The organism is Micromonospora maritima (genome assembly GCF_902825405.1).
GTDB lineage: Bacteria > Actinomycetota > Actinomycetes > Mycobacteriales > Micromonosporaceae > Micromonospora > Micromonospora maritima.
Genome location: NZ_CADEAU010000174.1, coordinates 1 through 10,166, shown reverse-complemented (window position 1 = coordinate 10,166; position 10,166 = coordinate 1). Strand labels below are relative to the sequence as shown.

The 10,166-nt window shown below is 72.6% G+C and carries 10 protein-coding genes; 5 read left to right on the top strand and 5 right to left on the bottom strand.

Going from position 1 to position 10,166, the window contains the following annotated elements; all coding sequences use genetic code 11:
- Positions 1-159 precede the first annotated feature (159 nt).
- The 5 genes from HUW36_RS16905 to HUW36_RS16885 all read right to left on the bottom strand — a co-directional run bounded on the left by HUW36_RS16905 (position 160) and on the right by HUW36_RS16885 (position 5,143).
- Positions 160-699: a DinB family protein gene (locus HUW36_RS16905; RefSeq protein ID WP_174529057.1), complete on the bottom strand. Its 540-nt coding sequence runs from the start codon at positions 697-699 to the stop codon at positions 160-162.
- Between the two features lie 67 nt (positions 700-766).
- A complete protein-coding gene (locus tag HUW36_RS16900; RefSeq protein WP_174529056.1) occupies positions 767-1,255 on the bottom strand; it encodes a universal stress protein in 489 nt (162 codons plus the stop codon).
- Between the two features lie 2 nt (positions 1,256-1,257).
- Complete coding sequence (locus HUW36_RS16895) at positions 1,258-2,877, bottom strand: MDR family MFS transporter (protein WP_174529055.1); 1,620 nt, start codon at positions 2,875-2,877, stop codon at positions 1,258-1,260.
- A gap of 114 nt (positions 2,878-2,991) precedes the next feature.
- Positions 2,992-3,417 carry a MarR family winged helix-turn-helix transcriptional regulator gene (locus HUW36_RS16890; protein WP_091580338.1) on the bottom strand — a complete coding sequence of 142 codons (426 nt, stop codon included), beginning with the start codon at positions 3,415-3,417 and terminating at the stop codon, positions 2,992-2,994.
- 13 nt (positions 3,418-3,430) lie between these two features.
- Positions 3,431-5,143, bottom strand: a complete 1,713-nt coding sequence (locus HUW36_RS16885) for an alkaline phosphatase D family protein (protein ID WP_174529054.1) — start codon at positions 5,141-5,143, stop codon at positions 3,431-3,433.
- A gap of 146 nt (positions 5,144-5,289) precedes the next feature.
- Between HUW36_RS16885 and ftsY the strand changes: the two genes are divergently transcribed.
- The 5 genes from ftsY to HUW36_RS16860 form a co-directional block, all read left to right on the top strand.
- Positions 5,290-6,471 (top strand): signal recognition particle-docking protein FtsY, encoded by a 1,182-nt coding sequence (ftsY, locus tag HUW36_RS16880; RefSeq protein ID WP_174529053.1) that lies wholly within the window; start codon positions 5,290-5,292, stop codon positions 6,469-6,471.
- Positions 6,472-6,479: 8 nt separating this feature from the next.
- Positions 6,480-7,343, top strand: coding sequence for an aminoglycoside phosphotransferase family protein (locus tag HUW36_RS16875; RefSeq protein ID WP_172967835.1), 864 nt, complete (start codon positions 6,480-6,482; stop codon positions 7,341-7,343).
- 165 nt (positions 7,344-7,508) lie between these two features.
- On the top strand, positions 7,509-8,915 hold the full coding sequence (locus tag HUW36_RS16870; RefSeq protein ID WP_174529052.1) for an ammonium transporter: 1,407 nt from the start codon (positions 7,509-7,511) through the stop codon (positions 8,913-8,915).
- Positions 8,916-8,940: 25 nt separating this feature from the next.
- Positions 8,941-9,279, top strand: a complete 339-nt coding sequence (locus HUW36_RS16865) for a P-II family nitrogen regulator (protein WP_013284578.1) — start codon at positions 8,941-8,943, stop codon at positions 9,277-9,279.
- A gap of 17 nt (positions 9,280-9,296) precedes the next feature.
- The coding region (locus HUW36_RS16860) for a [protein-PII] uridylyltransferase family protein (RefSeq protein ID WP_484502593.1) at positions 9,297-10,166 on the top strand (870 nt) is incomplete at its 3' end.

Genomic DNA, 10,166 nt, shown 5'->3' with positions numbered 1-10,166 from the left:
TGGCCCGCCGGGTCGGCGTGTCCGCGGCCACCGCCAGCGAGCACGCGGCGACCCTGCGGGCCGCCGGGCTGATCACCACCCGGCGGGACGGCGGGGCGGTACGGCACTGCCTCACCCCGCTGGGCGAGCAGGTGCTGCGGGCGGGCGCCCCGGCCGGGGTCAGGCCCCGGTGACGCCGTCGATGCGCTCGCGGATCAGGTCGGCGTGGCCGTTGTGCCGGGCGTACTCCTCGATCATGTGCACGTACACCCAGCGGACGCTCATGATCCGGGTCTCGGCGGTGCCGTCCCGGCGGGGGCGCTGGAAGGTCTGGTCCAGGGAGAGGGCGGCGGCGGCCTGCCGGGCGGCGGCGACCTCGGCGAGGTAGGTGGCGAAGGTCTGCTCCGGGTCGGCGTCGGCGACCGCGTTCAGGTCGGCGTCCGGGTCTTCCTGGTCGTCGTAGAGGCCGGGGATGTCCTCGCCGGCCGCCCGGATCCGGAACCACCATCGCTCCACGTCGGCCATGTGCCGGACCAGGCCGAGCAGGGTCAGCCCGGACGGCTCGACGCTGGCGGTCCGCAGCTGTTCGGCGGTCAGACCGGCGCACTTGTGCAGCAGGGTGTCGCGATGGAAGTCGAGCCAGCCCTCCAGCATGGTGCGCTCGTCGGCGACGTAGGGCTCGTGGCGGCGGTCGATCTCGGGTGCGGTCCAGGTTGTCATCCCGGCGATGTTAAGCGGGGGCCCTTCTACAACGCGAGGCGTTAACCGGGGGCCCTTCCTTACCCCCTCAGGGCACCACGACGACCGGCCACCGTCCGGCGCGCACCAGCCGGGTGGCGACCGAGCCGACCAACCGGTGGCCGGCCTGCTCGGAGGAACCGACCACGACCAGGTCGGCGCGGTGCTCGTCGGCCGCCCGGCACAGCTCGGTGTACGCGTCGCCGCGCCGGCTCAGGAACGTCACCGCCAGGTCCAGTTCCTCGGCCCCGCGCCGGCACTCGGCCCGCAACTCGTCGGCCAGCTCGTCGTGGGTCTGCTGGACCGCGCCGGCCACCACGCCGGACATGATCCCGCTGTACGGCGCCGGCGAGCTGACGAACACCACCACCAGCCCGGCGCCCTGCCGGCGGGCCAGCCCGGCGGCGTACGAGGCGGCCCGCATCGAGGTGCGGCTGCCGTCCACGCCGACAAGCACCACCCGGGGTCCGTCGGTGCCTCGCTCGAAGGGCAGCGGACGGGCCTGCGGCCCGTACCGCTCACGCTCCGGTGCGTCCATCGTCAGCCCCGTCCTCCCGTGCGGACCACCGCGGCGGTGCCGCCGGCGGCGACCGTCGACTCCCGGTCGACAGCGGTGGCGACCGGGTCGCCGTTGCTGCGACGCAGCGGCACCTCCCGGATCAGCACCACGGCGATCAGGGCGAGCAGCCCGAACGGGGCGGCGGCCAGGAAGATGTCGCCGGCGCCGTGCCCGTACGCGGACTCCACCACGGCGCGGATCGGGGCGGGGAGGGTGTGCACGTCCGGCAGCGCGCCGCCGCCGCCCGAGCCGGAGGCCGGGACGCCCAGCCGGCTCAGGCCGTCGGCCAGGTAGTCCTTGACCTTATGGCCGAGCACCGCGCCGAGCGCGCTCACGCCCACCGCGCCGCCGAGGCTGCGGAAGAAGGCCACCACCGAGCTGGCCGCGCCGAGTTCGTGCGTGCCCACGGTGTTCTGCACGGCCAGCACCAGGTTCTGCATGGTCATGCCGAGCCCGAGCCCGATCAGCGCCATGAAGATCGCGAGCCGCCAGTACGGCGTGTCCGCGCGCATGCTGCCCATCAGCGCGAAGCCGGCGGTGAGCAGCACCGAGCCGGTGACCAGCCAGCGCTTCCAGCGGCCGGTGCTGGTGATGATCCGGCCGACCACGGTCGAGGCGACCAGCAGGCCGCCGATCATCGGCAGCGTCATCAGGCCGGACATGGTGGGGCTCTCGCCCCGGGCGATCTGGAAGTACTGGCCGAGGAAGACCGAGGCGCCGAACATGCCGACGCCGACCGCGACGCTGGCGACCACGGCGAGGGTGATGGTGCGGTTGCGGAACAGCCGCGGCGGGATCATCGGCTCGGCGGCGCGCTGTTCGACCCGGACGGCGAGCGCCCCGAGCAGCACCGCGCCGACCACCATGACGGCGCTCTGCCAGGAGATCCAGTCGTACCGGTCGCCGGCCAGGGTGATCCAGACGAGCAGCAGCGAGACGGCGGCGGTGATCAGGGTGGCGCCCCACCAGTCGATCGTCACCTTCCGCTTGACCACGGGCAGGTGCAGCGTCTTCTGGAGCACGACCAGCGCGAGCACGGCGAACGGCACCCCGACGTAGAAGCACCAGCGCCAGCCGAGCCAGTCGGTGTCGACGATCACGCCGCCGATCAGCGGGCCGCCGATGGTGCCGACGGCCATGACCGCGCCGAGGTAGCCGCTGTAGCGGCCGCGCTCGCGCGGGGCGATCATCGTCGCCATGATCACCTGGGCCAGCGCGGTGAGGCCGCCGGCGCCGACGCCCTGGACCACGCGGCAGGCGATCAGCTCGCCGGTGGACTGGGCCTGCCCGGCGAGCACCGAGCCCAGCACGAAGACCGTCAGGGCGAGCTGAACCAGGACCTTCTTGCTGGTCAGGTCCGCGAGCTTGCCCCAGATCGGGGTGGTGGCGGTGGTGGCCAGCAGGGTGGAGGTGACCACCCAGGTGTACGCGGACTGACTGCCGTGCAGGTCGGTGATGATCCGCGGCAGCGCGTTCGAGACGACCGTGGAGGAGAGGATCGCGACGAACATCCCCAGCAGCAGGCCGGAGAGGGCCTCCAGGATCTGCCGGTGGGACATGTCGACGGCGGTCGCCCGGCTGGGCGCTGTCGCCTGCGTCATCGTGGAGTGCCTCCGGAGAAGGAGAGGGAACGGGTTGCCTCGGGCAACCGTATGGCTTGGTTGCCTCAAGCAACAACCGCGAGTGGCGGGACTCCTATTCCCCGGACGGCCGGGTCAGAACGTCTCGTTGAACCGGTGCATCAACCGGGCGAAGTCCGCCACGTCCTCTTTCGGCCAGTTTTCCAGCGAACGCCGGATCTGTCCGAGTCGAGCCGCCCGGGCCGCGTCGAACCGCCTGGTGCCCTCCTCGGTGAGGCTGAGCTGGGCGGCCCGCCGGTCGGTCGGATCCGGATCGCGGCGGACCAGGCCCAACGCCTCCAGGCCACCGATCTGCCGGCTCAACGTGCCCTTGCCGATGCCCAGCTTCACCGCCAGGTCGGTGAGCCGGATCGAACCCGAGCGGCGCAGCCAGAGCAGCAGGCCGTAGGCGTTCGGCTCCAGGTTCGGGTGGACCTCGCGGGCGATCTCCCAGGACAACGCCCGGCCGCGACGCAGCAACGCGGTCAACTCGTGCTCCACGGCGCGCAGCGTCTCGTCCACGCTCAGAGGGTACTCACTCGCCGTCGCTGAGCTGTTGGCGTGCCACCGGACGCAACTCGCCCTCGCTGGTGGTGCCCTCGATCACCACGGCGGCCGACCGGCCCGAGTGGGTGAGCGTGGCCACCGCGTTGCCGAAGTAGGGCCCGGCCAGCTTCCGCCACCGCACCAGCGGCCGGCGCACCCCGGCCGAGCGGGCCAGCGCCCGGGCCGCCCCGGACGGCCCCGGGTTCCAGCCGAGCGTCATCAGCGGACGCATCGCGGCCGGCACCTGGTTGTGGATCGGCGAGCAGGTGAGCTGGTGCACGGGCGTCTTCACCGACCGGTCGGCGAACCGGGCCCGGGCCACGTACGAGTGGTGCACGTCGCCGGAGAGCACGCTGATCGAGGCCGGCCGGGAATACGCCGGCCCGGCGCCCACCCGCGCCCCGGTGCGCGGCGCGGTGCCGCTGCCCAGCCGGGCGAACAGCTCGCCGAGCGCCTCGAAGGAGCGCCGGAACGCGGCCCAGTGTTCCAGGTCCCAGGCCCGGCGCATCTGCTCGGCCAGCCGGGCCACCCAGGGCCGGCCGGAGTCGGCGAGACGCTCGTTCCACGACTCCACGTGGTGGATGCCCGGCGGCAGCAGCCAGGGCAGCGAGCTGCCCACCACCAGGTGGTCGTAGACGCCGTGCGCCTGGTCCAGGAACCACGACCACTCGCCCGGCGGCAGCATCGCCCGGTTGCCCGGCAGGAGCACCCGGCTGGAGCGGTTGTCCAGCATGACCAGCCGGGTGCGGCCGAGATCGAGCGCGTAGCTCCACTGGTACTGCACGGCCCGCCAGCGCTCGGTGTCGTGCGCCAGGTCGGCCTCCTTGTCGACCCGCTCGCCGAACTCGTGCAGCACGCCGGTCGCGTCCTCGGCGGCGACCACCTTCGCGTACACCGGGTCGGCGGCGATCTCGTCCGGGCTCAGGTTGCCCAGGTGCTGGTAGACCCAGTAGGAGGCGAGGCCGCTGCGGATCCGCTCGGCCCACCACGGCTCCTCGCGCATGTCCGCGCGCCAGGACTGCGAGGTGTTCCAGTCGTCGATCACCTCGTGGTCGTCGAAGATCATCACGCTCGGCACGGTGGAGAGCAGCCAGCGGATCTCCGGGTCCCGCCACGACTCCAGGTAGAGCTTCGTGTACTCGTCGAAGCTGACCACCTGGGTCGCCGGGGCGTCCTTCGGCCGCCGCCGGCGGCGCTTGAGCAGCCGGCGCACGGTCGGCGACGTCTCGTCGGCGTAGACCTGGTCGCCGAGCAGCACCAGCAGGTCGGGCAGCGTGACCTCGTCGGGCGCGGCCATCACCCGCCGGGCGTACGCGTCCAGCGCGTCCGGCGGCAGCTTGCGCGCGGTGGAGTGCTGGGTGGTCTCCCGGCAGGAGCCGAAGAGCAGGCGCACCGGCTGGTCCGTGTCGTCGAGCGCGCGGGTGCGGATCACGCTGGGCGGGAACGCGTCGCCCGGCAGCGGCCAGGCCACCTCGTCGTCGATCAGCACCTCGTACTCCGTGGTGCTGTCCGGGGTGAGCCCGGTCACCACCACGATCGCGTAGTGGTGGTCGTACGCGGAGAAGGTGGGTGCGCTGCCGGTCGCGCCGCCGGCCGTGCGGACGGTGACCACCGCGGGCGCGCTCGTCTCCACCCAGATCGTCGCCCGCGTGTCGACGACCCGTCGCAGGAGTGGGCCGATGAGCAGGCGGGAACCGGGCACGACGTTACCTCCGACAAGATCGTTTCGCTCTTCCTACCCGGCCGGCGGTTGCGGTACGCCTTCCAGCCGCGAGCGTACCCGCAGGTTGTTCGCGTGCCGAGGCGGTGAGTGGGACGCCGTCGCCGGCATCTGACAGGATTTCGGGCATGAAGGAATACCTCCTCGTCGCTCTCGCCCTGCTCGGCGTGCTGATCATCGGCGGCCTGAGCCTCGTGGTGCCCCGGCTGCGCCGGCGCCCGCAGCCGCCGCTGCCCGAGACGGAGGTCGACACCCGCGCCGAGGAGGACCTGGCCGGCCCGCCGGTCGAGGCCCCGGAGGCGGAGCTGACCACAGGCGTGGTGGTCGAGGCGCCGCCGGTGGAGGCGCCCCCGGTCGAGGTGCCCGAACCCACCGCCGGCCGGCTGGTCCGGCTGCGCTCCCGGCTGTCCCGCTCGCAGAACGCCTTCGGCAAGGGCCTGCTCGGCCTGCTCAGCCGGGACCGGCTCGACGAGGACACCTGGGAGGAGATCGAGGACAGCCTGATCACCGCCGACGTCGGCGTCGACTCCACCCGCGAGATCGTCGACCGGCTGCGGGAGCGGACCCGGGTGCTCGGCACCCGGACCACCGACGAGCTGCGCACCCTGCTCGCCGCCGAGCTGGTCAACGCGCTCGACCCGAGCATGGACCGGTCGCTGCGCACCGCGCCGAAGGAGGGTGTCCCGGCGGTCGTGCTGGTGGTCGGCGTCAACGGCGCCGGCAAGACCACCACCTGCGGCAAGATCGCCCGGGTGCTGGTGGCGGACGGCCGCAGCGTGCTGCTCGGCGCCGCCGACACGTTCCGGGCCGCCGCCGCCGACCAGCTGGAGACCTGGGGCGGCCGGGTGGGCGCCGAGACGGTCCGCGGCCCGGAGGCCGCCGACCCGGCGAGCGTCGCGTTCGACGCGGTCAAGCGCGGCATCGACACCGGCGTGGACACCGTGCTCATCGACACCGCCGGCCGGCTCCAGAACAAGATCGGCCTGATGGACGAGCTGGGCAAGGTCAAGCGGGTGGTGGAGAAGCACGGCCCGATCGACGAGACGCTGCTGATCCTCGACGCCACCACCGGCCAGAACGGGCTGGAGCAGGCGCGGGTCTTCACCGAGGCGGTGAACGTCACCGGTGTGGTGCTGACCAAGCTCGACGGCACCGCCAAGGGCGGCATCGTGATCGCCGTGCAGCGCAAGCTCGGCATCCCGGTCAAGCTCGTCGGCCTCGGCGAGGGCAAGGACGACCTGGCCCCGTTCGACCCGGCGCAGTTCGTCGACGCGCTGCTCGGGACCGAGCCGCTCGCCCGGGACGCGTAGCCTCTCCCGTGACGACTGACGATCGCGCCTACGCGGGGTGGCGCGACCCCAGCCACCCGTCGCCACGCCTCGGGAGACCGTACGTGACTTCGCAGGAGATCCCGCTGCACGGCGGGAACGTGAGCACCGTGGTCCGCGTGGGGGACACGGTCCGGCGCAACGCGGGCCCGTGGACCCCCTCGGTGCACGCGTTGCTGCGCCACCTGGAATACGTCGGCTTCACCGGGGCGCCCCGCGCGCTCGGCATGGACGAGCGCAACCGGGAGGTGTTGTCGTACCTGGAGGGGGAGTGCGGGGAATATCCGCTCGCCCCGCACTGGGTCACCGACGAGGCACTGGTCACCGTGGCCACCATGCTGCGGATGTTCCACGACGCCCAGTACGGCTTCACCCCGCCGCCCGGCGCGGTCTGGCGCTCGTTCGGGCCGCCCCCGCCGGACACCGAGGTCATCTGCCACCACGACGCCGCGCCGCACAACGTGATCTGGCGGCCCGACGGCACGCTCGGGCTGATCGACTTCGACCTGGCCTCGCCCGGTGCCCGCATCTACGACGTGGCGTACGCGGCGTGGACCTGGGTGCCGATCTTCTCCGACCGCGACTCGATCACGCTCGGCTGGAAGCGCCCCGACCGGCCGCGCCGGCTGCGTCTGTTCGCCGACGCGTACGGGCTGATCCCGCGGGACCGGCACCGGCTCATCCGCACCATCCGCAAGCGCATCGTCGACCACGTCGAGGGCATCCGGCGGATGGCCGCCGCCGGTGAGCCGGCGTTCGTCCGGATCGTGCACAAGGGCCACCTGCGCCGGCCGATGCGGGACCTTCGCCTGCTCGACTACGAGCGGCACCACCTGGAGTACGCGCTGCGCTGAGCAAGATCGGCGTTCGTCACACGCCGGAAACAACCCGTCACGTGTCGGAAATCGAGCGGTGTCGGTGAAGGAAACAGCGGCCGACCAAGCTTCCGCGCAACCGGCGTACGGGCGACGCTGCCCCGGAAGCCGCGAAGGAGGGAACTTCACCTTTAGGAGGCCAGCGTGCCTGAAGCACCGACGATCGACGGCGGCAACACCGTTTGGCTGCTGGTTTCGACCGCTCTCGTGCTGCTCATGACCCCCGGGCTGGCGCTGTTCTATGGCGGTCTGAACCGGTCCAAGGGCGTGCTCAACATGATGATGATGAGCTTCTCGGCCATCGGGCTCATCTCTGTTCTGTGGTGGTTCTACGGTTTCAGCGTCGCGTTCGGCAGCGACGTCAACGGGCTCTGGGGTGACCCCGGCGCCTACCTCGGCACCAAGACGTTCCTCGCCGAGACCGACCTCTGGGGCGCCACGGCGGAGAACCCCAGCGGCATCGGCGTCCCGCTCTACGTGTTCATGGCGTTCCAGATGGTCTTCGCGGTGATCACCGTCGCGCTGATCAGCGGCGCGATCTCCGACCGGGCCAAGTTCGCCGGCTGGCTGCTCTTCGCGTTCGGCTGGGCCACCCTGGTCTACTTCCCGGTCGCGCACTGGGTGTGGGGCGGCGGCATCATCGGCGCCAAGCTGCACGCGCTGGACTTCGCCGGCGGCACCGCGGTGCACATCAACGCCGGTGCGGCGGCGCTCGGCGTGGCCCTGGTGCTCGGCAAGCGGATCGGCTGGCCCCGCGAGGGCATGAAGCCGCACAACATCCCGCTCGTCGCGCTCGGCGCCGGTCTGCTCTGGTTCGGCTGGTTCGGCTTCAACGCCGGCTCCGAGCTGACCGTCGACTCGGTGGCCGGTCTGGCGTTCCTCAACACCCAGCTCGCCACCGCCGCGGCGGTGCTCGGCTGGCTGCTGGTCGAGCGGATCAAGGACGGCCGCCCGACCATGGTCGGCGCCTCGTCCGGCGCGGTCGCCGGCCTGGTCGCCATCACCCCGGCCTGCGGCTTCATCGCCCCCTGGGCGGCGGTCCTGCTCGGCATCGTCGCCGGTGCGGTCTGCGCGCTCGCCATCAGCCTGAAGTACAAGCTCGGCTACGACGACTCCCTCGACGTGGTCGGCGTGCACTTCGTCGGCGGCTGGATCGGGTCGCTCTGGCTCGGCTTCTTTGCCACCAACTCGGTCAACGGCGCGATCAGCGACGTGGTCGGCGCCTCCGACGGCCTGTTCTACGGCGGCGGCCTGACCCAGCTCGGCCGGCAGGCGCTGGCCGGTCTGATCGTCACCGTCTGGTCGGCCGGGGTCGCCTGGCTGCTCGCATTCGCCATCGAGAAGACGATCGGCTTCCGGGTGTCGGCCGAGGCCGAGGTCGACGGCATCGACGTCGCCGAGCACGCGGAGAGCGCGTACGACCTGTCGCCCACCACGGGCAGCAGCACGAGCGCGTTCGCCATGGCCGGGATCGGCGGCACCAGGCCGACCCCGGAGCCCGCCGACGAGGCGGACGAGTCCGCGCCGGTCAGCGAGAAGGTCGCCGGTTAACGTTCCTGGGATGGAGGGGTTGGACATGAAGCTGGTGACCGCGGTCATCAAGCCGTACCAGTTGGACGCGGTGAAGGAGGCCCTGCACGCGCTCGGCGTGGCCGGGCTGACCGTCAGCGAGGTCCAGGGCTACGGTCGGCAGAAGGGGCACACCGAGGTCTACCGGGGTGCCGAGTACACGGTCGAGTTCCTGCCCAAGATCCGGGTCGAGGTGCTCACCGACGAGATGGACGTCGACAAGATCGTGGACGCCATCGTCGGCGCCGCCCGGACCGGCAAGATCGGCGATGGCAAGGTCTGGGTGACCGGCGTCGAGGAGGTCGTCCGGGTACGCACCGGCGAGCGCGGGCTCGACGCCCTCTGACGACGGGACCCGCCGACGTGACCTCGTTGACCACGGAGACCGGCCCCACCGGGGGCGGCCCGCCCGTGGTCAACGAGGTCGTCGGCGTACCCGGGGGCATCGGCGCGGCGGCCCGCTCCGCGCGTGCCGACGCGCTCGACACCTGGCTGCGCGGGATCTTCCCGGAGCGGCCCGGCGTCGCGCTGGTCGCGGTGGGTGGCCTGGGCCGCCGCCAGTGCGCCCCCTACGGCGACCTCGACCTGGTGCTGCTGCACGCCGGGGTGCCCGGCATCGACGAGCTGGCCGCCTCGCTCTGGTATCCGGTCTGGGACGCCGGGCTGCGGCTGGACCACTCGGTGCGCACGGTCGCCGAGGCGCTGTCGGTGGCCCAGGACGACGTCAAGGTCGCCCTCGGCCTGCTCGACGCCCGGCACGTGGCCGGCGACCCGGCGCTGACCGACCAACTCGCCCGCACCGCCACCGACCACTGGCGGCGTACCGCGATCCGGCACCTGCCCGGCCTGCGGGAGATCACCACCGCCCGCTGGGAGGCCCACGGAGAGCTGGCGTTCCTGCTGGAGGGCGACCTCAAGGAGGCCGCCGGTGGGCTGCGCGACGTGGGCATCCTGCGGGCCATCGCCACGGCCGGCGTCACCGACGCGCTCCGCCCGGCCGTGCACGCCGCGCACCGGCGGCTGCTGGACACCCGCGACGCCCTGCACCAGCAGGTGGGCCGCCGGGTCGACCGCCTGGTCGCGCAGGAACGCGACGGCGTGGCGAAGCTCCTCGGCGTCGACGAGGGCGACGCGCTGCTGCGGCTGGTCGCCGGGGACGCCCGGACCGTCAGCCACGCGCTCGACGACGCCTGGCGGGCCGCCGACCGGCTCCGGTCCGGCCGGCACCGGGCC

Bases quoted from the DNA above. Each gene is read 5' to 3' on its own strand.
- HUW36_RS16905 (WP_174529057.1), bottom strand. From the start codon at position 699: ATGACAACCTGGACCGCACCCGAGATCGACCGCCGCCACGAGCCCTAC.
- HUW36_RS16900 (WP_174529056.1), bottom strand. From the start codon at position 1,255: ATGGACGCACCGGAGCGTGAGCGGTACGGGCCGCAGGCCCGTCCGCTG.
- HUW36_RS16895 (WP_174529055.1), bottom strand. From the start codon at position 2,877: ATGACGCAGGCGACAGCGCCCAGCCGGGCGACCGCCGTCGACATGTCC.
- ftsY (WP_174529053.1), top strand. From the start codon at position 5,290: ATGAAGGAATACCTCCTCGTCGCTCTCGCCCTGCTCGGCGTGCTGATC.
- HUW36_RS16865 (WP_013284578.1), top strand. From the start codon at position 8,941: ATGAAGCTGGTGACCGCGGTCATCAAGCCGTACCAGTTGGACGCGGTG.